18 protein-coding genes and 1 pseudogene are annotated in these 24621 nt (G+C 36.9%); 3 read left to right on the top strand and 16 right to left on the bottom strand.

Features of this window, described 5'->3' with window-relative positions; all coding sequences use genetic code 11:
• The first annotated feature begins 222 nt into the window (after positions 1 to 222).
• Both mutL and ACFIKB_RS01875 read left to right on the top strand, forming a co-directional pair.
• Positions 223 to 2076: a DNA mismatch repair endonuclease MutL gene (gene mutL, locus ACFIKB_RS01880; protein WP_375652663.1), complete on the top strand. Its 1854-nt coding sequence runs from the start codon at positions 223 to 225 to the stop codon at positions 2074 to 2076.
• 108 nt (positions 2077 to 2184) lie between these two features.
• On the top strand, positions 2185 to 2421 hold the full coding sequence (locus ACFIKB_RS01875) for a DUF2093 domain-containing protein (protein ID WP_273787833.1): 237 nt from the start codon (positions 2185 to 2187) through the stop codon (positions 2419 to 2421).
• 19 nt (positions 2422 to 2440) lie between these two features.
• Here ACFIKB_RS01875 and lpxK read toward each other — a convergent pair whose 3' ends face one another.
• The 9 genes and pseudogenes from lpxK to ACFIKB_RS01830 form a co-directional block, all read right to left on the bottom strand.
• Positions 2441 to 3481, bottom strand: a complete 1041-nt coding sequence (gene lpxK, locus ACFIKB_RS01870; protein ID WP_375652662.1) for a tetraacyldisaccharide 4'-kinase — start codon at positions 3479 to 3481, stop codon at positions 2441 to 2443.
• Entirely contained in the window at positions 3471 to 4793 is a 1323-nt protein-coding gene (waaA, locus tag ACFIKB_RS01865; RefSeq protein WP_375635947.1) for a lipid IV(A) 3-deoxy-D-manno-octulosonic acid transferase, read from the bottom strand. Before waaA ends, lpxK begins: the two co-directional genes overlap by 11 nt.
• A 915-nt stretch (positions 4794 to 5708) precedes the next feature.
• A pseudogene (locus ACFIKB_RS01860) lies at positions 5709 to 5972 on the bottom strand (type ISP restriction/modification enzyme); the annotation flags it as partial.
• Between the two features lie 262 nt (positions 5973 to 6234).
• Positions 6235 to 6480 (bottom strand): DUF4170 domain-containing protein, encoded by a 246-nt coding sequence (locus ACFIKB_RS01855; protein ID WP_375635948.1) that lies wholly within the window; start codon positions 6478 to 6480, stop codon positions 6235 to 6237.
• Positions 6481 to 6526: 46 nt separating this feature from the next.
• The gene (locus ACFIKB_RS01850; protein WP_375652661.1) at positions 6527 to 7330 is read right to left on the bottom strand and encodes a 3'(2'),5'-bisphosphate nucleotidase CysQ; all 804 of its coding nucleotides are present in this window, start codon (positions 7328 to 7330) and stop codon (positions 6527 to 6529) included.
• Positions 7317 to 8648, bottom strand: a complete 1332-nt coding sequence (locus ACFIKB_RS01845; protein ID WP_375644615.1) for a TldD/PmbA family protein — start codon at positions 8646 to 8648, stop codon at positions 7317 to 7319. The genes ACFIKB_RS01850 and ACFIKB_RS01845 overlap by 14 nt, the downstream gene beginning before the upstream one ends.
• Positions 8649 to 10337: 1689 nt before the next feature.
• On the bottom strand, positions 10338 to 10787 hold the full coding sequence (locus ACFIKB_RS01840) for a hypothetical protein (RefSeq protein ID WP_375652659.1): 450 nt from the start codon (positions 10785 to 10787) through the stop codon (positions 10338 to 10340).
• Positions 10788 to 11592: 805 nt separating this feature from the next.
• Entirely contained in the window at positions 11593 to 12159 is a 567-nt protein-coding gene (gene rsmD, locus ACFIKB_RS01835; RefSeq protein ID WP_273787828.1) for a 16S rRNA (guanine(966)-N(2))-methyltransferase RsmD, read from the bottom strand.
• Positions 12140 to 13540, bottom strand: coding sequence for a pseudouridine synthase (locus ACFIKB_RS01830; protein WP_375652658.1), 1401 nt, complete (start codon positions 13538 to 13540; stop codon positions 12140 to 12142). The genes rsmD and ACFIKB_RS01830 overlap by 20 nt, the downstream gene beginning before the upstream one ends.
• A gap of 269 nt (positions 13541 to 13809) precedes the next feature.
• Here ACFIKB_RS01830 and ACFIKB_RS01825 point away from each other — a divergent pair, with 269 nt between their 5' ends.
• Positions 13810 to 14256, top strand: a complete 447-nt coding sequence (locus ACFIKB_RS01825; protein WP_375636040.1) for a nucleoside deaminase — start codon at positions 13810 to 13812, stop codon at positions 14254 to 14256.
• 648 nt (positions 14257 to 14904) lie between these two features.
• On the opposite strand, the gene ACFIKB_RS01820 is transcribed toward ACFIKB_RS01825, so the two are convergent.
• The 7 genes from ACFIKB_RS01820 to ACFIKB_RS01790 form a co-directional block, all read right to left on the bottom strand.
• A complete protein-coding gene (locus ACFIKB_RS01820) occupies positions 14905 to 15396 on the bottom strand; it encodes a hypothetical protein (protein WP_012754667.1) in 492 nt (163 codons plus the stop codon).
• Positions 15397 to 15573: 177 nt separating this feature from the next.
• Positions 15574 to 18489 carry an isoleucine--tRNA ligase gene (gene ileS, locus ACFIKB_RS01815; RefSeq protein ID WP_375652656.1) on the bottom strand — a complete coding sequence of 972 codons (2916 nt, stop codon included), beginning with the start codon at positions 18487 to 18489 and terminating at the stop codon, positions 15574 to 15576.
• A gap of 248 nt (positions 18490 to 18737) precedes the next feature.
• Positions 18738 to 20468 (bottom strand): outer membrane protein, encoded by a 1731-nt coding sequence (locus ACFIKB_RS01810; RefSeq protein WP_375652655.1) that lies wholly within the window; start codon positions 20466 to 20468, stop codon positions 18738 to 18740.
• Between the two features lie 1471 nt (positions 20469 to 21939).
• The gene (locus tag ACFIKB_RS01805) at positions 21940 to 22821 is read right to left on the bottom strand and encodes an outer membrane protein (protein WP_375647121.1); all 882 of its coding nucleotides are present in this window, start codon (positions 22819 to 22821) and stop codon (positions 21940 to 21942) included.
• 182 nt (positions 22822 to 23003) lie between these two features.
• Entirely contained in the window at positions 23004 to 23174 is a 171-nt protein-coding gene (locus ACFIKB_RS01800) for an outer membrane protein (protein ID WP_375635957.1), read from the bottom strand.
• The gene (locus tag ACFIKB_RS01795) at positions 23144 to 23569 is read right to left on the bottom strand and encodes a hypothetical protein (RefSeq protein ID WP_375652654.1); all 426 of its coding nucleotides are present in this window, start codon (positions 23567 to 23569) and stop codon (positions 23144 to 23146) included. The genes ACFIKB_RS01800 and ACFIKB_RS01795 overlap by 31 nt, the downstream gene beginning before the upstream one ends.
• Before the next feature lie 618 nt (positions 23570 to 24187).
• Positions 24188 to 24621: outer membrane protein (locus ACFIKB_RS01790; RefSeq protein WP_375652652.1), on the bottom strand; the 434-nt coding region annotated here is incomplete at its 5' end.

Here is a 24621-nt window from a genome sequence, read left to right as displayed (position 1 = left end):
TTACATTGTTTCTTTTTTGACCTAGATGATAAATTGGTGCAAGCTATTTTAAGGTGATAAAAACTATTTTTTGTGTTTTTTCCAACCGATTTGTTAACATAAAATAAAATAGGAGGTATTGTAAAAAATAATACCTTCCATACTCTCTTATTCTTGAATGTCGCGCAAATGATGTTATCATAATTTTCTATAGAAGCCTTAAGATTCCTGTTAGAATTTATTATGATTATACGCCATCTTAGCGAAAATATTATTAATCAAATCGCCGCTGGTGAAGTTATTGAACGACCAGCAAATGTTGTCAAAGAACTTGTTGAAAACGCTATTGATGCTGGTGCAACACGCATCGAAATTATTACAGCAAATGGTGGAAAAAATTTTATAAAGGTGAGTGATAATGGTTATGGAATTCCTGCAGATCAGTTAACTTTAGCAGTTTCTCGCCATTGTACCTCAAAGATTACCGATGACGTACACAATATCTGCTTCCTTGGGTTTAGAGGAGAAGCCCTCCCCTCTATTGGTTCTGTTGCTAAACTTAAACTCATTTCACGAACAAAAGATGCTGAGAGCGCTGCTGAAATTTCCGTTACTGCAGGAAAAATTGTAGGACCCAAACCAGCTGCTGCAAACCTTGGAACAATTGTTGAAGTTCGTGATCTTTTCTTTGTCACGCCGGCACGATTAAAATTTATGAAAACCGATCGAGCTGAAACAAATGCTATTAGCGATATGATTAAGCGAATTGCTATCGCATTTCCACATATCCGCTTTTCTCTTTCAGGACTAGACAGAACATCTATGGAACTGTCCGCTACAGAAAATAATATTCAAGGACAATTACAACGTATTACGCAAATTATGGGAAAAGAATTCGCCCCTAATAGCATCGCACTGAATGCTGAACGCGAAGCAGTGCGCTTAACGGGTTTTGCCTGTTTGCCATCTTTCAACCGAAATAATAGTCTTCATCAATTTGCTTATGTTAATGGGCGTCCCGTGCGTGATAAATTTCTATGGGGCGCTATCCGGGGCGCTTATGCTGATGTGATGACACGAGATCGTTATCCTGTCGCTATTCTTTTTATTGATCTCCCACCTGCTGAGGTAGATGTTAATGTACATCCAGCCAAAGCTGATGTACGATTCCGTGATCCAGGATTAATTCGTGGTTTGATCGTTGGAGCTATTCGTGAAGCATTACAGCAATCTGGTATTCGTCCTACTTCAACCCGTTCTGAAGCAACGCTAGCTGCATTTCAAATACAAAAACCATTGGCACAACAACCGTTAGGCAATTTTAAGAACACGCACCAGTCCTCTTCTTATAGCCCACAACCTCATCATTTTGCCGCTGCTTCAATGGTTCACAAACCATTGGATATTACTAGTTCTTTTGGTTTAAAAGAAGATGCTACTCCTATTATGGAGGGCTTAAATATACCAAGTGGAGATACATACATTCCAAACACTACATCTTCATCAGAAGAGTTATCTTATCCACTAGGAGCGGCCAGAGCACAAATCCATAAAAACTATATTATCGCCCAAACACAAGATAGTTTGATCATTGTCGATCAGCATGCAGCTCACGAACGATTGGTTTATGAAGCACTCAAAAATGCACTTTATTCCAAACCGCTTCCTTCACAGTTATTACTTATTCCTGAAATTGTAGAACTCTCTGAAGAGGATGCAACATGCCTTTTAACGCATAAAGATGCTTTGCAAAAATTTGGATTAGGAATAGAACCATTTGGACCAGGAGCAATTGTTGTGCGTGAAACACCTTCCATGTTAGGAGAGATCAACGTCCAAGCCCTTATTAAAGATCTTGCAGATGAAGCCGCTGAGTATGATACAACAAACAATTTAAAAGCAATGCTTGATTATGTTGCAGCAACGATGGCTTGTCACGGTTCAATACGGTCAGGGCGCCTTTTACGTCCCGAAGAAATGAACACACTGTTGCGACAAATGGAGGCAATACCCAATACAAGTACATGTAATCATGGACGCCCTACTTATATTGAACTCAAATTGGCAGATATAGAACGGCTATTTGGCAGAAAATAAACTCTTAACTATTTTGACAAGAAAAATATTTTTAAATTAACTCTCGACTTTATAATATATCTTATGGCACTTTTCTTGAATCTCTTGTATTAGTAAAAAGGAATTATAATGTTTTCCGATAGTGAACGCGAAGCAAAAATTCATTATTCTAATAATGGATATGACATTATAGAATATGGTACCTACACCATTTGTGCTGTTAGCGGACAAAAAATCCCTATAGATGATTTAAAATATTGGAATCATCACCGTCAAGAAGCATATGCTAGTTGTGAAATCTCCTATCAGCGCGAACTTGAGTGCAACCCATATCTCAAGCAATTGTTAAAAACAAAAGAAAAATAAACCCTCGAAAGCTATAAATTTAGCCTTTACCTTTTAGACAAGAAAATTCAAGGGAACGTTTTCTAAAGCGGGTCATGACCTCCTCAAGGACCATACGACAGAAATCTTTTTGAACAAAATCGACATTCACATCAAAGACAATAAGATTTTTAAAATCTTTTTGCGTGTGAATTGTCTGTATACGGATATAATCTTTAGCTGTTGTTGCTAGCCATAAATTGTGCATTTTAGCCTTTTGTATAAGGCTTTTTAAATTTTTATCTGTGAAAAAATAGTGGTCTGGATACATGTAAGTTTGCACCACATGACCAGATAATTCTTTAATAGATTTAAAAAATTTATCTGGATTGCCAATACCGGCAAATGCCAAAAATGATTTTCCTGAAACCTCATCAGAGGCACTGGCTTTAAGATGAGCACGATATAAAGGCTTTCCAGTACGAGAAACAAGAAAAGAAACATTATCAGGCGCATCGGAATGACCAATCAATAAAACACTATCCATAAAAGAAAACTGCGTTTTTAATGGTACGCGCAAAGGTCCTGCTGGAAAGACAGCTCCATTACCAAAACCGCGCATCGCATCAACAACGAGTAACGTATAATCCATATAAAGACGGCGACTTTGAAATCCGTCATCCATTAAAATAAGATTACATCCCTCTTGCTTAAGCTGTTGTGCCGCTGCATAACGATTAGGTGATACAGCTACCAAAGCATGCCGTGCAAGTAAAAGTGCCTCATCTCCAACATTGTGTGGAGTATCATATTTCTCATTTACAAGATGTACCCCTTTAACTGATCCACCATAACCACGTGATACAACACCAGGTACGAAACCAAGTTCTTTAGCCACTTTGGTAAAAGCAATAACAACCGGCGTTTTACCCGCACCGCCACATGTAAAATTTCCAATACACAAAACTGGCAAATCAATCACGGAAGGCTGTCTTGTCATAAAACGACTTGAAAAATAACCATACCCCCATGAAACTGGAGCTAATACAAAACGCAAAAAGCTTTTATTTTTCCACCAAAAATGGGGGGCGCTAATATGCATATCTACCCTGACGCTGACGTAAACCCGTTTGTATTACAAGGGGTTGTAAAAATGGATCTAAAGTCTTTAATGTGCGCTCAAGTGCACCTGCCATATCTGTCGCCACTTCATGAGCCTTATCAACCATTTCTTGTCGCAATGTTTCATTTGTTAAAAGCTTATACACCTGAATAGCAAGCTGTTTTGTATCTTGAACTATATATGCTGCATCATGCGTTAAAAATTGTTCGAACATCTCTTGAAAATTTGAAACATGGGGCCCTGTCAAAATAGCGGAACCAAGCAAAGCCAATTCCAATGGATTGTGTCCACCATTTCCACATAACGACTTACCAACGAAAGAAACTTTCGATAAGCGAAGAAAAAGCCCCATTTCTCCAATTGTATCTCCCCATAAAATATCGGTATTCATGTTTGGAACAGCATCTCTACTCCTCCGAATAAAACGCAACCCCTTATTATCGCATTTTCTGATAAGATCTTCTGAACGTTCAGGATGACGAGGCACAATAATTGTTAATAAATCTGGCAAATAATTTTTAACAATCTTATGGACCTCAAAAGCAATCTCCTCTTCCCCTTCATGCGTTGAAACAGCTGCCCAAACTGGGCGATTGCCGATTGCATTACGATAACGTGCAAGCAATGCTTGATTTTCAACCAGAACAACATCAGCCTTGAGATTCCCAGAAAACGTAACAGATTTTACGCCAAGTGTATGGTAATAAGCTACATCTCTTTCGTTTTGACCAATCGCCAAATCAATATCCTTAAAAATATGTTTGGCAAGAACGCGTCGTTTTTGCCAAGCTTTAAAAGAACGTTCAGACATATGGGCATTAACCAAAATCTGCGGAATACGCATTTTTGCAAGTTCTTTAATACGAAGAGGCCAAATTTCTGATTCACAAATCAAGGCGAGATCAGGCTTCCAATGACTAATAAAACGGCGCACTGCAAAATCTAAATCCAAAGGAGCATATTGATGAATCAACCTATTACCAAAATGTTTTTTCACAAGAGTAGAAGATGTCACAGTCCCTGTCGTCATTAACACATTGATTTTCAATGATAAAATATAATTTATAAGTGGGACAAGTGCAAGTGTTTCTCCAACACTTGCTGCATGCAACCAAACTAACGAACCTTGGGGGCGTACATGAGAACTTTTACCTAAACGCTCTTTTTTGCGACACCACTCTTCTTTTCCACGAATAGCACGGAAGAACAAATAAAAAGGAATAACAGGACATAAGCAAAAACCAATCATCCGATAGCTTAAAAGAGCCGTATGTGCCTTTAATTCTACCATTTAAAATCACCTCTTCCAGCTATTTTAAGATATCTATATGCTTATTTTGTTAAAAAATTCACACTATTAGTTACATCCATATTTTTTTAATATCATCCATATCTTGAATAAAAAACGCTTCACCCATGAGAAAATTCAATACATAAAGGACAAAAAACGTAATTTTATCGCCATATTTTTTTTAAAATTTTCCTATAAAGATAACCTATACACGTTATTTAAATCTCTTTTAATGAAACTTTGTCACTTATATGGATTTTATCACTTCATTCTGCACCCTATAAAAAATCTTACTCAAAAAATAACAAAGCTACATTTCAGTCGATTATAATTTTGAAAACATAAATGATAAATATCATACAACCTATAACATAGATTGTATCAATTTTTTTCAGCTCACTGAATAAATACTTCTTATGATTTTAGTAAAACTTTGAATTTTGCACGTTGGTATTTTAGAGAAAAAACTTATTTTTACATATATTATGTATTATCAATTTTTCAAAAAATAATCCATATAAATATTATAACCTATATAAATCCAACAAATAAAATATGTTTTAAAAAAGCCTAATCTCTATGATTTCATTTCAATAAAATGAATATGTAAAACTAATCTTAAAAAAACTTTTGAACGGTATAAAGTTCTCATTTTAAATTGTGATATAATCTCTTAAAGGTAATCCAGAAAAATCTAATCTTGTTTAATAGAAAATTTCTTAAAAGTCTTAAAGCAATTTAAATAAGAATTTTCAAAATTTTAAATCCTCTCTTTTCAGGAGATCGCATGGTGTATTATTCCTTTTAAGATTGTGTATAATCAACACAAAATGATTAATTTATAGATTGTAGTTTTAAACGAGTACTCAAAAAAACTTATGAGGTAAGTTAACTTCATCAATCTATTCAGTTTTTCTAAGTTTCTAATTTTGGTAAGTTTCTAACGACTTTCATGGTTTCTAAGCTTATAGTGATAACTTGTTGGAAAAATTCCAATGGATAAGTAGGGAGTGCTAATAATCTCAACGGAGTAGTAATTGGTATCATTAATAATGCTACTCTTTTTATTAATCTGAACGCATTAATGTTTCATACTCCATTCAAAAGCAGAGTGACTATTCACAATATAATCATAAACTTCGAGTGATAGCTCGTCATGATAATATTGCTGTTGTAAATAGGTTAATAGAACTGTCTTGCATTTTTATTAAGCGTAAAGATGGTGGTGCAACAATGGATTTTATAACTTGCACGGACACCATTATGGAATGTTCTTGGGTGCCTTGAAAGATGTTTCATTAAGAAAACATATGAATTTTAAACAACAAGCATATTCTTTTTTTACGGCATTCTATTTTACCCGAAGAACGTACCTATGGAAAGGACGATTAAACAAAAGCGTGAAGCAATCTACAGGCTATAATGACCAAATATTCAAGCTTTACTCTGCATCGCCTAACTCAGCATCAAGAAACTGATGCAAATCTACAATGCAATAACGTTGTAATGCATTATCTACACTGCTTTGTGCTTTTGCCTGCCATGCTTCTTGAGCGGATTGATAATCCGAGAAAATACCAACCACATCTAAATCATCAGGATTCTTAAATTGATTACTGTTAAGATTTTTTAATTCCCCACCAAATACAAGATATAAATATTGTTTTTTTTCGTTGGTTTCAGTCATATGTGCCTCCATATCATTTAGATTATTTTAGCGCGCTTTTACGTGATTAAACTAACTTTGTTTGACGAACAACATCTATCATATCTTGACAGCAATTATTTTTACCAGCAATTAAAAGTCCATATTGGTAAGGTTCAATTCCATAAGATAGTAAAGGGGCATCAAGCGATAAAAAACACCCTCCACACTCCTGCAAAATAAGATCAGCAGCGGCAATATCCCATTCATGACAATTTGGACGAACTAATACGATATCAATTTCATCTTGAGCAACAAGAACAATACGATAAGCAAGAGAAGGAAGATAATGGTAAAGACTAACTCGATTGAGAAAATCATCTGGTAATTTTTTTGCGAGCGATTTATCAAGCGAAATTTTATATTTTCGATGCCCCCCCGAGGCTAAACGAGGAAGTTTTATCCCATTTAATGTTGCCCCTCCACCCGTTACAGCTGCATAAATATCTCCTTGAGCCGGACATTGTAGAACGCCCACAATAGGACGCCCATTCTCAATAATGGCAACCGAAATACACCAATAAGGACTGCCAGAAAGAAAACCTCGTGTTCCATCAATAGGATCAACCACAAAGGAGCGTTCATAATCTTGTTGTTCTCGATTATCTTTTGTTTCTTCTGAAATCCATCCATAATTTGGACGCGCTCCAAGAAGCTTCTCTTTCAAAAAATGATCAACAGCAAAATCTGCCTCACTGACCGGTGAATTCCCCTCTTTAATCCAAACATCCAACGTGCATCCAAAATACCGCATTGCTAAATCTCCTGCCTCTCGACAAACATCCCGCAAAAGATTTAAATCAGAAGAATGATGCGTGTTATTTTCCTGCAAGTGTCATCCCTTCAATTAACAATGTTGGAGCCGCCGTACCATAACGCCGATCAATATCATTGGCAGGTGTTAAATGTGCTAACATATGAAGCAAATCAGAACCTAGCGTTACTTCACTCACCGGATAAGCAATTTCACCATTTTCAATCCAAAAACCGGAAGCCCCACGACTATACTGACCAGTAATAAAATCAATGCCGTGACCGAATAATTCGGTCACATAAAATCCATTTCGCAAATCTTTTATCATATCGCAAGGCGATACTAAACCCGGTTCAATTGCAAAATTTGTACTTGTCGGCTGCACTAATGATGCCGAACGCACACCGTGTCCATTTGTTTTAAGTCCCAATTCACGTGCTGTAGATGATGAAAGAAGCCAATTTTTTAAAATACCATTTTCAATAATATTGAGTGTTTGCCCCTCTACCCCTTCTCCATCAAAAGGATGAGAAGCATTTCCACGTAATCGCAAAGGTTGATCGGTTACATTAACATTAGGCTTCATCACTTCCTTGCCTAGGAAATTCTGTAAAAGACTTGTTTTACGAGCTACAGAGGCTCCATTGACCATAGATGCGATATGCCCTGCAATTCCGCGAGCCGTACGCGGATTAAAAATAACATCAACGCCCCCAGTCGCCGCACGAACTGCACCCAAACGTCGGACAGCACCAAACCCTGCATTCTTTCCAACAGTTTCTGCTGCCTCTAAATCAGAAAAATGTAAGGCTGTTGTATAATCATAATCCCGCTCCATTTGTGTGCCTTCACCTGCAAGAGCACTACAAGAACGCGAAAAGCAACTGGAGCGATAGGCTCCACAAAAACCATCGCTGGTCACAAGAATAAACCCACTCCGACCATAAGCTGTTGCAGCGCCACCAGAATTACTTACACCTTTAACATCAAGAGCTGCTGCCTCTGTTTTTAAAGCATCTTCTGTTAAAAAATGACTGCTTGGCACAAAATCATCAAAAAGATCAAGATCTTTAGGAGACTTAACCAAACACTCTTTATCTGCCAAACCTTCAAATAAACTATCGGGAGAAGCTTTAGCCATCGCAACAGCACGTTCCGCAAGTTCTTGCGGATAAGACGCTAAATTAGCAGAAACACTTGCTACTTTTTTTCCAACAAAAACCCTTAGAGTAAAATCATTGCTCTCTGCTGCTTCTGTTGATTCGACTTTCCCAAAACGAACTGATACACTGGTAGAATGAGCATGAACAATAACGGCATCAGCAGCATCTGCCCCAGAACGCCTTGCTGCTTCAACCAGTGAAACAGCTTTCTCAATCTGGTTTTTGTCAGTCATTATAGACTCCCTGAAATATTTTATTATTTACATTGATAAGCACTCTGACAATTTTATATAAATCAGAATATAACTCTTGTATGTTTATTCATAAAATTACGCACATTTCATGCATTTTTTCTTTTAATGCATCGAATAATTTCCTTTTTAGCTTCTTTATGAAAAGACGCAATATGTCGTAAAATTTCTTTAGTTTCAAGATTTCTCATTGCCCCTTATCATTTTAGATAACCCAATCTGTACTGATAATCAAATCAACCGAAAACTTGGCAATCAACAAACGACCTAGCAATAACACTTGAATTTAAGTCAAAATCCTCAAAAATTCGAAAAGCATAAAACGACTTAAGTCACAAACCTTATGTCCTCTGGATAGTCAAACAACTTCCTTTATTCCTATAGCATTCTTTAATTTCCAAGCAAGAATCAAGAAAATGCCTTATATTTGTGTATACTTCTTTGCTTCTATAAACTCTCTCATAATAAGATGGCAATCTTGTAAACAAAAAACATAAACGGAATAAAAAATTTTTCCTTTCATTATGGTTTCAACAAAATGAGCAGTCATAAACTTCTTTACCCTCATGGACGTGGTATCACAAAGAACTCATTTTTTATATTTATCAGAAATAAGTTATAATCATAACATTCTCTCTCGTTTCTAATGCGTCTAATCGAGAGCATCTCATTTTTTCATGCGTCATCCCTAATCAGTTATTTTGTTATTAAACAGGCATAATTTGACCGACTTCTTTTTCCTGAAACAAAAATTCTAAGATACTGGATAGATTTTGATTTAAGAACTATACTCTTTCCCCTCCATTAAAAAATAAAGAAGTGTAATACTGTCATAAAACGATAATCAATAAAGCTTTTATATAAAACTCAACGTTGTATCTATCTTTCAATTCAATCTGTAATAAGCGTATTCTTCCAATTAATTTTGACAAGTTTATCGCTCATAATTGTTTTAACAGATACAAAAATATTTGCAGAAACTAGGATATCTGTACGCATTTTAAAAAATCGCTTTTTTAAACATTTAAACCAAATATATACAATGATACGAAATTAATTTTACGGAAATTAAGAGTGAGCTTATTTATCCTTTAGAGCCTTTTAAAGCTGTACTCTTTAGAAAGTCATCATCTTTTAATCAAAAAAAACACTTTGATTTATAATTATAATTGATCGTTTTGTAATTTGCATAAAAGAATCAAATATCATTAAATTTTCTCCATTTTAAACTTATTTATGTTGAGGAAATCACAACTATTCGCTCTCACATCATGAATAGAGGTAATGTTGATAAAAACTATTTAAGAAGAAGTCAAAATGCCTTTTATCAAGGCTCTCAAATCAAAAACTATCGCAATACTAGAAACTGGCAAATATCATGACAATATTGACCTACAGATTCACAAGAGCAGAAGCTTCTACAACTTTCTTTATTTTCAGTAAAAATGCGCACCTCATAAGCTTTTATATATTGAATAAAATTCAATGACTCTTATAAGATCTTTGGTGCAAAATTAATTTTCTCAGATGATTTGACTCGATTTCAACGACTAATGAAAAAACAAATCATACCTCATCGATTTGCTATATACTCATAACTGATTTCATTCTAACAAGGCTAAGATTTCTGCGCCTTTGTAAAGGTATTAACTTCTTTATAAATGCACCCCCTTACGAGATGATTTTGTTTTCAATAAGAGCACGTCTGCTCATTTCAATCATTGCATCACGAAGGTGTAACTTAATTTTTGACCCAATAACCATTCCAAAGAAAGGAGAAAGTAAACCAGACATGGTTACAGTATGGCGAATTTTGTTATTTGAAGAATCAGATTTTTTTGAACAAATATATTCATGATCAAAACTTATGTAAGTAAGAGGCAGTTTAGCATAATCAGAAAAGAAAACATTTTTTATAACTTTATCAAGTGTAAAAGTTACTGTAGGTCCCTTTTTAGGTTTCATGCGTCCTGTAGCCCCTTCTTTGAAAGGACCAGAAAGTTCTACCCACTCAAGTTCACTATCCCAGCAAGGCCATGATGCCACATCTTCCCATATAGCCCAAATTTGCTCAGCACTCGCTTCTGTGTTAATTTCTTCGCTATATATCCATTTAAACATGATAATCTTCCCTGTTTTAGAAATCATTTAGTTTTATTGCTTAAGAATAATATAAAAATTATTCTTAAAAATGTAATAACGATAACACACTTAATACTTTCAGATTTACTTAATATATAATGATTAACTCAACAAGCGATATTAATAAAATAAACACACAAATATTCAGTATAAATGAACACTATTGTCTACCTTAAATAGAAAATATCTGTTTTAAGTTCATACAATAATAAAGATAAAAGTTACGTACTATTTAGGATATAAATGCAGACTGCATAGTTGAAAGCTTTCAGCTGCTAATGAGATGTTGATGATTAATGTTCAGCCGAAAGAAATTAGACAAAAAGGTATCATAACTGTTGTCGTGAAATATGTATCCTATTGGAGAAAAAACATTCATCGGTAGTAAAGCTAATAATACACTAAAGCTTTGATAATGCTTTTCACTTTTAATGTAGATGAAATTAACAAATCAGCATATAACTTACAAAAATTAGCAGCAATACATACTGCTAATTTAGGTCCAATAGCATTACACCTCAAAGCAATTTTTGGCTAGACAGAAGAACAGATGGCCCCTCTATATTAAAGGGCGTATATTGTAAAAGACTCGCTCTTGGGGCTATAAAAAACTTCAAAAAAATGAGAGATTCAGACAAAAAACATAATGAAATCAAAATTCATCAATTCCTTTAACATTAGAATCTTTTATTTACTTTCTCCGTAACCTTTTAAAAACCATATAAAATGAAGAAAACTGTAAAGAAGCATTTTTTCATCCTACCGGATAAAAACAAGAACTTTCTCAAAATGTAAGCGATCGTAATTTATAGAGACGTATTGCTGTCTCACCATAAAAACGCTCATCGTCTAGATAAAAGACGTCGGGTAAATGAATCATTGTATCTTTCTTTTCTTCAAGTATGAAGAGTGTATCAGCTTTTGCCCACCCTCCTCGCAAAGCTTCTACGAAAGCACGTTCACCTAAACAACGGCTATAGGGAGGATCAGCGCAGATAACATCAAATGGAAGCATTGTGCCAATATTGCCAAGTTTTGTCGCATCACGACGCAAAATCCGTCCTATCGACTGTAATTCAAAGGCTTCTATATTTTTTTGAAGCAACCCACGTCCCTCAACCGAGTTTTCAACAAAAACAGCCGCCTTTGCTCCACGTGAAAGTGCTTCGATGCCTAAAGCACCAGTACCAGCAAAAAGATCAAGAATACGTTTATTGGTCCAAAATTGTTCTTCACGGCTAGAAAGAATATTAAAAAGGCTTTCACGTGTACGATCACTCGTTGGGCGAATCGACTGATTAACAGGCGAAAACAAAACACGCCCAGCAAATTTACCGCCTATGATCCGCACGTGAACCTCCAAATCGCTTCGAAGTTTTTGCACCATCCCTATGTGGTTTAGATTTTTTCATAGCATCACCAAACGATTTTACCTTTTTCTTTCTCTCAAAAGAATGCTCCTCATGTCCACTTTTTATCATTTTCTCTTTATCCTTGAAAAAGCGATCTTTCTTACCAGAGGGATGCGTCTCGTCATAAGATGTTTTGCCACGTTTTTGAACAAAACTTCCCCTCTTCTCTTTGTGTGACGGACTTTCTTTTAGTTTTTCCTTGCCTCGATGAAAGGATTTTCTACCATCCAAATCGCTCTTATGATCATGCGATTTCTCCTCACTATAGGAAGGCTTTCTACGTGTACTCTGCGGACGTGCACCAGGAGCCATCCAAACATTAGCACGGCGAGAACGCGGTAGAAAACGCTCTGCTTTTCCTTCCTCACTTTTTTCCTTCTTTACATTCTCATGAGACTTTGTACTTAATCGTGCACGACTATGTTCAACAGAATCATCTCTTGGTCGGCGCCGTATCGCCCTTTCACTTGAGAAAACCCAACCATCATTTGCAACAGAAAGATCTTTTTGGCTTTGCTTTTCTGCAACAACTGCAGAATTTGAAAATGGCTTAAGAATAGGAGCATCAAAATCTGCATTGGCTTGCATAATCAAACGCTCCCCCAACTGATCTCGTAACATCCGCCCTTTTAACTCTTGCACGGCTCCTTCTTCTAAATCAGAGAGATGAAATGGACCATAAGATACACGTATTAATCGATTAACTGATAATCCCAACGCCCCTAAAACATTCTTTATTTCACGATTTTTTCCTTCACGCAAAGCGACAGAAAGCCATATATTAGATCCTTGTTCACGTTCAATTGATGCTTCAATCGAACCATAAAAAATGCCATTAATCGCAATACCATTTTTAAGGTTATCCAGCGCGCTCTTCTTTACTCTTCCATGAGCACGGACGCGATATTTGCGGACCCATCCTGTTACAGGAAGCTCTAATACACGCGCTAAGCCACCATCATTAGTTAAAAGCAAAAGCCCTTCCGTGTTAATGTCAAGCCTTCCAACAGAAAGAACACGCGGCATTCCTTTTGGTAAATTACTAAATACTGTAGGTCTGCCTTCAGGATCACGGTTCGTGGTGACAAGGCCTGCTGGCTTATGGTAAAGCCATAAACGCGTTCGTTCTATAGGAGGTAAAGGTTTGCCATCAACTTTAATAACATCAGAGCGGCTAACATTAAAAGCAGGCGTTGTCACGACCGTACCATTTACAGAAATGCGACCTGCAACAATCATCATTTCTGCATCTCGACGCGAAGCAACACCAGCACGCGCTAACCTTTTAGCAATTCGTTCACTCTCATTATTTTCATTCATTTGCGTTTCAAACCAATCTTTGCCAGTATGTTCAGAAAATTATTCACATGCACCATACCGCTTATCCTGAAAGAGGAAGTAGCATAATCATTTATCATTTTCTATCCTTTAACGACAATAATGTATTTGTTGACTTGCACGTTTGTTTTAAACACTTTAAAAAATAGAGGTATTCCTTTCATTATAAAAGCGTAATAAATTATTCATTCCATCACATTTCTTATCGAGATAACCTTTAGATTTTCTATACCTTCAGTAGAAAGAATATGATGACTTTGACGCCCATGGAAATAGCCCTTTTAGAAGCGCAATGGGCTGCAAAAAAAGATGAAGTTCCCGTAGGCGCTGTCATTACACGTGGAAAAGCTATCATTGCACGCGCTGGTAACTTTATAAAATCTGCATATGACCCTACAGGACACGCAGAAATGCGCGCAATCCGTATGGCTTGCGAAACATTGCAAAGCGAAAGGCTTCCTGATTGCGATCTTTATGTAACACTTGAGCCTTGTGCTATGTGTGCTGCTGCCATTTCATTTGCACGCATACGACGTCTCTATTACGCAACAAATGATCCCAAAGGGGGGGCTATAGAAAATGGTCCTCGTTTTTATCAGCAACCAACCTGTCATCACAAACCTGAGATTTATTCTGGTTTTAAAGAAAAAGAAGCTGCTCAATTACTTAAAGATTTTTTTATACAAAAGCGATACTAAAAACAATTCTTCTTCCATAACTTTCACTCTTTAAAAACTATCCTATTTCTCAAAAAAAGACTATTAATTCCTCTGATATATATAGCAAAAGCCATTTCGAAGCATTTTTTCTCTTTTTTAATGCTGAATATTGCTTCTATTAGATAATACATTCACTCATAAGAATAATTCATTATTTTGTATATAAAATATAAAGTCCAAAATATCGTAGATATACTCTCATTTCAAATTACATTGAAGCAATAAAAGTTACTTTCTTGCACATCATAAGCGGGATTATCTTCTGGATAAAGAACGTTTTAGAAAAGACTAAAAATGTCTCTTATGAAGGCTCTCAAATGCAAGAATTGTCGCAACATTGGAGTTTGGAAAATAAAATGATAGTATCAGTTTTCTCCTTCCTAAGCATAAAGATATTGGAGCACAATAGATTTTACGTTATACTATCCACATGAGCGATGTTGTAAAATGAGCTTGAGAAATGTTTCGTGTTAGGAAACGCATAAGGACTCTCTCGATGCTGTTGTCATATTGCTATTTCATGAGAATAACACCCCTCCTACAACAGCATTATAACTGCGCGAGAATGAGAGCTTGGTATCATAAGTAATTAGAAAAATTCTTTACTTTAAATATTTTGTCTTTTCCCTATCGACCAATAGGTGCGGTTTTTGCCGGTTGGCGATAACTTAAAGGTGGTTCAGTGAGATAGCGACGGTATTTTGAACTTCCAACTTGTGCTCTCTGACGACGTAAATATTCCTGTCGTTGCTTCGCATTCAACTGTGAAGGGTTTTCTGAACCAGCGCCATTAACTGACGATCCTTTGTGAGGAAAAGACTTATTTCCTTGATGCTTCTTCGATGCTGCTATTTCATTGACAGATCTATCTTGTTGTGGAATCGGTAAAAATCCGCGCGAACTAGGGCTTGGTATTACAAGTTTTGGATGAGGTTTCATAACAATCTGGCTACTGTTATTTGTTGGTGTTAATGAAGTAATATTAGCAACATCTTCAAAAAACTGTATCGAAACTGGTTTATCGGTACCATAGGTAGGAGCTGATAAATTGCATCCCGTTAAAACAAAGCACATCCCTAAAATTCCTATTGGAAATATTTTTATTTCACGTTTTCTCACTGCCTATTCCATTTCCTAAGTATATGGCTAATTAACATTCCCGTTATTTATGAGAGAACGTTCCATACACAAATTTCCCCCCTGCAGATAAAACAACGGAATTTTTCTCGTACCACAAAAAACTATATTCATCAATATGAGAAATTTACTTGCATTTCTTTCCTTTGATCTAAAATTTTAAATCTTGCCAAGAATCTGCAATTCCCGCAAAGCAGCTGCATCACGAGCAGATACATCCGGATAGGCAGGATCACTCCCAACATCTTGTGTATAACGCCATGATCGAGCACATTTTTTTCCTAATGCCTTCTCTGGATATACACCAACACCTTCAACATCATTCAAAGTAAAAGCATCGGAAGGTATTGTATCCTGCGTAATTGTGAGTTCACTGGTAATACAGATCTCCGCCATATCCACATTTTCTAATGCTTCTCGTAAAGCCGGATTGGAAATAAAAACAACAGGAGCGGCTTCTAACGAGGATCCAATACGCTTATCAACGCGTTCAAGCTCTAAAGCACCTGTAACAACTTTACGGACCTGCCGAATTTTTTTCCAACGCTCAGACAAAGATTGATTTTGCCATTCTTCTGGTACAGAGCGAAATTGTTCTAAATGCACCGATTGGCTTTCTGGGTAACGCTCTAACCAAGCTTCCTCCATAGTAAAAGGCAACATTGGAGCAAGCCATGTTACCATACGCTCAAAAATCTCACGGACAACCTGCAAGGAAGACTTGCGTTTTTTTGATGAAGGCGCATCACAATAAAGAGAATCCTTGCGGATATCAAAATAAAATGCCGATAACTCAATGATTGAAAAATCCAATAATGCACGCATAATCTTTTTAAAATCAAATTCATCGTAAGCGCGATTAATCAACTGATCAAGTTCAAAAAGCCTATGCAATATAAATTTTTCAAGATCCGGCAGTGCGCCATAAGATATTTCTTCTCCATCATCATACGCTAAAGTTCCAAGCATCCAACGAATTGCATTGCGTAGTTTACGATATGAATCCACATTTGTTTGAAGGATTTTTTTGCCTAAACGCTGATCTTCCCAATAATCAGTTGTCATAACCCAGAGACGAAAAATATCAGCTCCAGATGTTTTAATGATCTCTTGTGGAACAACCGTATTGCCTAAAGATTTAGACATTTTCTTACCATTCTCATCCAAAGTAAAACCATGTGTGATCACTGCCTTATAGGGAGAGCAAGCACGCGTACCACAGCTTTCCAAAAGAGAAGATTGGAACCATCCGCGATGTTGATCTGAACCTTCAAAATAAACATCAGCAGGCCATTTCAAATCAGCCCGATCTTCTAACACAAAGCTATGGCTTGCTCCAGAATCAAACCAAACATCCAAAATATCATAAACCTGTACCCAAGGCTCATGTGCACGCTCACCTAAAAAACGTTCACGTGCTCCTTCAGCAAACCATGCATCTGCCCCTTCTGCTTCAAAAGCCCGTAAAATACGCTCGTTCACACCTTCATCTTTTAGAATAAAACCATCCTCATTCGCAAAAATACAAATAGGAACACCCCAAGAACGCTGACGAGAAAGAACCCAATCAGGACGATCTTCTATCATAGAAGCTAGGCGGTTTTGCCCAGAAGACGGCACAAAACGCGTTTTTGAAACAGCTTCCAAAGCCCGACTACGTAAAGTTGAACCATCCCCAAAATCTTTATCCATTGAAATAAACCATTGTGGTGTATTGCGAAAAATAACGGGTTTTTTTGAACGCCAACTATGGGGATAGGAATGCTTTAAACGCCCCCGTGCAAACAATCGATCTGCTTTAATTAAAGCGTTAATGACCTCTTTATTGGCATCACCCATTTTTCCATTATCATCAATAATACGCGCAGGTCCTCCTTCACGATCTGGTCCTAAACCTGGAACATCTTTCGTATAGAACCCTGCATCATCAACAGGAAACGGTATAGACGAATCAATCCCCGCTTGCTCCAGTAAGGACTTATAATCATTCCAAATTTCAAAGTCCTCACGCCCATGGCTTGGCGCTGTATGAACAAAACCTGTACCAGCACTCTCTGTTACGTGCGAACCATCAAGCAATGGAATTTTAAAGTTATACCCCCCAGCCAAACCTTTGAGTGGATGAGAAAGAACAAGAGCTTTCAATTCTTCAGCAGAAATAACATGCAACCGCTTCAAAACAAGTTTGGCTTTTTCTGCACAACTCATAGCTAACGCATCAGCAAAGAGAAGTTTTTCTCCGGCTTGAGGACCAAAATCATTTTCAGTACTTTCAACTTCGTAAATACCATAAGAAATCTGCGAAGAATAACTCACTGCACGGTTAGCAGGAATTGTCCACGGCGTTGTTGTCCAAATGACGACATAAGCACCATATAAATCATCAGAATTTGCTTCAAAGACAGGAAACTTAACCCAAAGCACCTCTGATTCATGATCATGATATTCAATCTCAGCCTCTGCCAAAGCCGTACGCTCTACAACAGACCACATCACCGGCTTGGAACCACGATAAATCTGATCTGACATAGCAAATTTTATCAATTCACTGGCAATGCGTGCTTCTGCATGAAAAGCCATTGTAGTATAAGGCGTGTTAAAATCTCCCACGACACCAAGGCGTTTAAATTCTTCACTTTGAACGGTTACCCAATGCTGTGCAAATTCACGGCATTCTTTACGAAACTCGTGAAGAGGTACCTCATCCTTATTTTTTCCTTGCGCTCGATATTTTTCTTCAATTTTCCATTCAATTGGAAGCCCATGGCAATCCCAACCAGGTACATAATTTGCATTAAAACCGCGCATTTGGAATGAACGGACAACCACATCCTTTAGAACTTTGTTTAAAGCATGCCCAATATGAATATGACCATTTGCATAAGGTGGACCATCATGAAGAATATAAAATGGACGATCTTTTGCTTGTTGGCGCAATTGCGCATAAAGCCCCATATTTTCCCAACGCGCCATCAATTCAAGCTCTTTTTGCGGAAGCCCTGCACGCATAGGAAAATTTGTCTGTGGGAGATAAAGAGTTTTTGAATAATCTATTGTTTCATTTTTCACAGTCATTGTGAAATATTCCTGTCCACTTTTACGATTTCATTTTTGCATAACTTCCCTGAACCCTGCAACTCTGGTTTTTATCTATAGGGAAAGCCGAGCTTATCATTCATATTAAGCAGCGATCAGGAAAATATATCATCACACTCTATGGGCTTTATCATGAAATTCACAAGAAAAGAAACCAAAAATTGATCTTTTAAAAAATAAAGGCTCCACTAATAGTGGAGCCTTTTAGAAATTTACTCTTTTAAAAATTAGAATTTATAAGCTACACCAACACGGAAATCATTGGTTTTGTAGTTAACTTCAAGTTTTTCCTTTGCAAATTTCTTTTTACCAAAATCAGAGTAACGATATTCTGCACGTACAATCACATTATCCAGAAGCGAGAAATCAACGCCACCACCAAGTGTGTAACCAATCATGGTTTTTGTTTCATCAGCTAAGTTCTTAGAAGAAACGACTCTTCCATCCTCATCCTTAACGGATATTGATACAGTGTCTTGGAACTGCCCATAAGCAATACCGCCAGCAAGATAAGGCATAAAGCGATCAGCAGCAAAACCAATACGTACCCGTGTAGCACCACCCCAATTTTGTTTGAAAGTATGATTTAAAGTTTCAACTTCATCCTCTTGATCAAGACCAAGTTCAGAAGCCAGCTTTTTCATTTGTTCTATACCATATGCACTGGAATTGTTCTTATCCACCGCTTGTGTACTTTGTGCACCGTGTCCAGCCATATTCTGTCCACCATGAGAACGAGAAGCATGTGAACTAGCACCATGCGCATGAGCGCCAGAGCCATGCCCACCTCCATGAGATGCACCATGCGGATTAGCATTTCCGCTACCATGGGCACCATGATGACCTCCGTTTTGGGCTCCGCTTGTTCCATTGGAAGCTTTTGCTGATTCAGAGGTTGATCCTGATCTCGCGAGTACAAGTGTCCCTCTGCTCGGTACTGTTTTTTCTTTTAATGATAATTGTTCCGATGTAGGTTTTGTCGCTACAGATTGACTTACTTCTAATTTTGTTGATGAGGCAGAAGATACTGGTGCTTTTTCAGCCGTTTTTGCAGATCCTTCTTCTGCAGATTTTGCAGGCACACTTGCTCCACTTGACCCTACTCCTGCTGTTTGATTTCCTGCTGTTGATTTTGCCAATGAGGACGATGATGACTTCCCTGCTGCTCCTACCCCTGTGCCGATAGCTGTTGGTTTAGGTGTAACTGGATTTGATCCATTTCCCCCTACTACTACCGATGGTAGTCTTGTATCTGATCTTGCCAATGATCCCGATGATGCTTGCACTGATCTTCTCTCTGTCTGTGGGGAGGTTTTTGTAGATGTAACAGCTTGTGTTTTGCCCTCTGCTGGCGTTGGCGTTCCTCTTACTTCTGATCTCGTCACTTGTTTGGAGGTTTCTGTGTCTGCAGCAGGTTTTGTTGGTACAGTTCCTGCATCTGCTACTTTTGGTGCAGATTGTTCTGAAGCAGCTGTTTGTGTTGTTTTTCCTGTTGGTGTTCCTGTTGTTTTTCCTGTTGTGGTTACAACTTCTGCAGATCTGCGGGATCTTACGACTGCATTTTCTACTGTAGTGTTATCAGCTGCACCTATGGTAATTGTCTTTGTGTGTTTTTTACCAGATATCATTAAATCCGTATCGACACCAAAAATAAAGTTATCACCGAGATCAATATTAGAACCTGCATAAAAACCACCTACAAAACCTGAAAGTTTAGGAGAGAACTCTTTATCTAGTGGCAAATTCTTTTCTTGATCAACAAGAGCCATATCAGATTTGCTCGAAAAACCACCAGCTTGGACACCTAAATAAAGACCTGTCCATGAAAAAGTAGGAGCAACAATAGTAGAAGATGTCGATGGTGCTGGTTGATGAGGAATCATAACATCAGCAGCTAGCGCTGTAGACGTTGAAATTAAAGAAAAAATAGATGCTGTTATTAAACGTTTTGTATTCATAAAATCTCTCCAAATATCCAAAATGAAATGTATATAGAGCATCTTTTTTGAAAGATCTGTAGCAAAAATAACACACTCACAACAAAATAAAGATTTTTTGAAAATAAAGCTTCTTAAACTTTTAATTTTGCATTCAATGAAAATTTGTAAACTAAATCACACTAGAATTATGTGTCTTAAAGTTGGATTCATTTTCATTAAATTTTTGCATAACTGTTAATGATAATATTCTTTATAAATTTCTTTTTACCGAAATCTGAATAACCGTATTCTGCATGTAATAAACTATCATCTGTTATTGCAAAATCAATGCCTGTGCAAACAGTGAAATCAAATGTTGCCTTTTTTAAAACCAAGCGCCATCAAAGTTTCATCTATTTATCAACATGATCTACTTTTGGTGCTTTAGCGATAGTATTTTGTATCTAAAATTAAGAAAAACAAAGGACTTATTCAAACACTCACAAAAAAAACTTTTAGATTCTTTGCGTAAATATCTTCATCATGACACATCGGTTTAATTTATAAGGATAATTTATTGTTTTCATATTGAATGAAAAAACTAATACTGTAGGATTCTATCATTTAAAACCTGTTCCATGTTTTATTAATCAAAACCATATCTCTCGATAGCGGAAACAGTCTGCGGATAAAAACATTAAAAGAATTTTAAATGCCTCTTATGAACGCTTTTAACAGCCAAGGTCTGTCCACAACATTGGTGGCTAGCAAAGTTGTATGATGATGCTAGCTTGCTCTTTTTATTAAGCGTGTAACGATAGTGGTGCTCTATAGATTTTATATTATTTCATTGGGAGGTTTTACCGTCTTATATCACTCACGGATACTGACATGAAGTGGGCTTGATGTAGTTTGAAAAATATTTCTTTAAAACAAATGTGTGAAGACACAACAACAAGTGTATTCCGTTTGGGGCGTTCTGTTTTGCATAAGGAGTGTGATCCCATAAAAAGAATGCAATAAACAAAAACGTAAGACAATGCCCTAAATACTTTTGAAAATCGTAAAGCTAAATTAAAAGAAGATGGTAAAGTTGGAAACTGGTTTCTATCTTTACATCTTCATATTCTTCCCCAATGAGACTGTATTTCCCAAAGCTTACTCCAACAGATATACGCAATATGCTCGCTCTAATCTGGCATATGCAGAATAAAGTTAGTCACTGGTTATGATCTTTTCCTATTTCTGAGATTAATTGAATACTTTTCTCTTAGGCGTAAAATGATAGCCGTGATATAAGATTTTATGTAATCAGTAGCTATAAAATCCATATATACCACCAATTCGCCCTCTATAATATAAAACTTTTTTCTTTAAAGTCTTATAGCACAAAATGATACAAATAAAAATAGAAGGGATTAAGAGATATAGAATAGAGAGCTAATAAAATAAAGGCCCCGTTAAACGAGGCCTTAGTATTTTTTATGCTTCTAATTTCATTTTTACGAAATTAGAATTTGTAAGCAACACCTACACGGAAGTCATTGGTTTTGTAATTGAATTCACGTGTATCGTTTGCAAACTTCTTTTTACCAAAATCGGAGTAACGGTATTCTGCACGTAAAAGAACGTTGTCTGTCATTGCAAAGTCAACTCCACCACCAATAGTGAAACCAAGCATTGTCTTCGTGTCATCAGCCCAAGTACCACCAGTCAAATCTATGCTTTGCTTAGCTGGCACATTTTCATCCCCGTCAGCTTTCTGCTCAACTTTAGCTCTCTCTCCTTTTCCTGCAACGGATTGAATGCCCTGTACCTGCGCATAGGCAATACCACCAGCAACATAAGGCATAATCCGGTCAACAGCAGCAAAACCGATACGGACGCGTGTCGCACCAGACCATTTTTCTTTGTAACTGTGCGTTTCTGTTACCTTGTCACCGTTTTCAAACTGTTGCTGATCTTTTAATTCAACCTTAGCTTTTTCAAGGGCATCATTAAAATTTGCTGCATCTTTTTCAGTAAGCGTCAATTCACGGGCTTTTTTTGATTCTTCACGGTCTGCCCAAACTGCATCGGTTTCAACACCGAGAATGAGACCATTTCCGAGGTCTACGTTAGATCCGGCATAAATACCACCCATGAAACCAGAAGGACTAGGTGTGTTATCTTTTTTGAAAAGCTCTTTATCTGCTCCTGGAATAGTTACTTTAGTTTTACTCGAAAAGTTGCCAACTTGACCACCAAGATAAAAACCCGTCCAAGAAAATGAAGGTGCTGCTGCGATAACTGCTGGTGCGACTTCATGAGGGATCATCACATCAGCAGCTTGTGCTGCAGAAGCTGAAATTAAAGCGGCAACAGAAGTTGCTATTAAATATTTTGTATTCATAATTTTGCTCCTAAATTAACTATAAAATGACCTTACAAGATTATAGATAGAAAAGCTGTAGTAAAAATGTCACAGTCATACAAATAAAAGCCCAGAAAACAGCAGTTTTGTCAAAGTCAAGATCTCTTGAAATTTTAATTTTTTATTAATACTTTTTATTCATAATCGCACTTTTGATGAAATTAGAACTTGTAAGCTACACCTACATGAAAGTCATTGGTTTTGTAGCCTAGTTTAGGGTAACCCTTTTTAAATTCCTTCTTACCAAAGTCTGAGTAACAGTATTCTGCACGAAGCAGAATATGATTTGTCATAGCGAAATCTATACCACCACCAAGGGTGAAACCCACCATCGTTTTTGTTTTATCAAATATCGTAGCAGAAACTTCTTTACTTGATTTACCATTTGCCGACTTTTTTGTTTCTGAAACTTTATCGACACCTTGTATTTACGCATAGGCAATACCATTGGCAACATAAGGCATAATGCGGTCAGCGACGGAAAAACCAACACAAACCCATGTTGCACCAGACTATTTTTCTTTGAAACCAATACGATACACTGCTGTGTCACCTTTTTGAAACTTTTTATTTTCATCCAATACAACAACACCAATGCAACACCAGCATCTTCAAATTCATCATTAAAATCATTAAATTCATCAATCGCAAGAATCTTTGAGACCGTCTTCGTTTCTCCTCGGTCTATCCAGACTGCATCGGTTTCAACACCTAGAATTGAGGACATTTCCAAGTTCTATGTTGGAACCTAAATAAATACCACCTATGAAACCTCAAGGCTTAGGTAGTCCATCTTTATCTGAAGTTTTTTCTTTTGTCTCTAAATCAAATACATCAATTTTGACTTGAAAAGTTGCCAACTTGACCACCGAAATAAAAATCTGTCCAAGAAAATGAAGGGGCTGTGATAACAACTGCTGGGGCTGTTTCACGAGGAACGATAATATCAGCAGCTTGTGCTGCAGAAGCTGCTGATAGCGATAATAGAAATTGTGACTAAAGATTTTATATTCGTAAACTTTTCTCCTCATTTATTTATGAGCAGGGTGCTATATGATTAGAGAAAGAAACGCTGTAGTAAAATGATACAATCATAAGAAACGAAAGATGACGCAAGATAAAGTCATTTCATAACTTCACTTTTTGCAAGAAATTGTAAGTTACAAGTACGTATAAGTCATTGATTTAGCGCGTAATTATTGCTTGTTGTTTATGAAAATCTTTTTAAAGAAATCTGAATAATATCTTTTCATCCCCCAATAAATATGGGAATATAACAACAGAAAATAATAGAGGCCCTGTCTTTGACAGAGCCTCTTGGAAGCTTATTTCGTTGTTGACGAAATTAGAATTTGTAAGCTACACCAACACGGAAGTCATTGGTTCTGAAATTATATTCTTTTTCTTTTGCAAAAAATTTCTTTTTACCATAGTCCGAGTAACGGTATTCTGCACGCAACAGGACATTATCAGTCACAGCAAAATCAAGACCGCCACCAATAGTGAAACCAACCATTGTTGCTGTTTCATCAGATGAACCTGAAACAAAAGTTTTATCACCTACCTTCACTTCTCCATGAGCAGCCTCTAGCTGTGTATAGGCAACACCTCCAGCAACATAAGGCATAATGCGGTCAGCAGCAGCAAAACCAATACGTACTCGCGTAGCACCAGCCCATTTCTGTTTAAAACCAACACCTTCTGATACATCTACAACTTCTTGTGCACCTGCATTTCTAATACTTAAACTCTTTACAGTTTCAGTTCCACTAGCTGGAG

It is taken from the genome of Bartonella sp. MR110HLJHH (assembly GCF_042194225.1).
In the GTDB taxonomy this organism is placed as follows: domain Bacteria; phylum Pseudomonadota; class Alphaproteobacteria; order Rhizobiales; family Rhizobiaceae; genus Bartonella; species Bartonella grahamii.
Note: the sequence above shows the minus strand (reverse complement) of the source record. Positions and strands in the feature narration are given on the sequence as shown.

Coding starts and splice junctions, on each gene's coding strand:
- mutL (WP_375652663.1), top strand. CDS start 223: ATGATTATACGCCATCTTAGCGAAAATATTATTAATCAAATCGCCGCT.
- ACFIKB_RS01875 (WP_273787833.1), top strand. CDS start 2,185: ATGTTTTCCGATAGTGAACGCGAAGCAAAAATTCATTATTCTAATAAT.
- lpxK (WP_375652662.1), bottom strand. CDS start 3,481: ATGCATATTAGCGCCCCCCATTTTTGGTGGAAAAATAAAAGCTTTTTG.
- waaA (WP_375635947.1), bottom strand. CDS start 4,793: ATGGTAGAATTAAAGGCACATACGGCTCTTTTAAGCTATCGGATGATT.
- ACFIKB_RS01855 (WP_375635948.1), bottom strand. CDS start 6,480: ATGACTGAAACCAACGAAAAAAAACAATATTTATATCTTGTATTTGGT.
- ACFIKB_RS01845 (WP_375644615.1), bottom strand. CDS start 8,648: ATGACTGACAAAAACCAGATTGAGAAAGCTGTTTCACTGGTTGAAGCA.
- ACFIKB_RS01840 (WP_375652659.1), bottom strand. CDS start 10,787: ATGTTTAAATGGATATATAGCGAAGAAATTAACACAGAAGCGAGTGCT.
- ACFIKB_RS01830 (WP_375652658.1), bottom strand. CDS start 13,540: ATGAATGAAAATAATGAGAGTGAACGAATTGCTAAAAGGTTAGCGCGT.
- ACFIKB_RS01825 (WP_375636040.1), top strand. CDS start 13,810: ATGACTTTGACGCCCATGGAAATAGCCCTTTTAGAAGCGCAATGGGCT.
- ileS (WP_375652656.1), bottom strand. CDS start 18,489: ATGACTGTGAAAAATGAAACAATAGATTATTCAAAAACTCTTTATCTC.
- ACFIKB_RS01810 (WP_375652655.1), bottom strand. CDS start 20,468: ATGAATACAAAACGTTTAATAACAGCATCTATTTTTTCTTTAATTTCA.
- ACFIKB_RS01805 (WP_375647121.1), bottom strand. CDS start 22,821: ATGAATACAAAATATTTAATAGCAACTTCTGTTGCCGCTTTAATTTCA.
- ACFIKB_RS01800 (WP_375635957.1), bottom strand. CDS start 23,174: ATGGTGGGTTTCACCCTTGGTGGTGGTATAGATTTCGCTATGACAAAT.
- ACFIKB_RS01795 (WP_375652654.1), bottom strand. CDS start 23,569: ATGTCCTCAATTCTAGGTGTTGAAACCGATGCAGTCTGGATAGACCGA.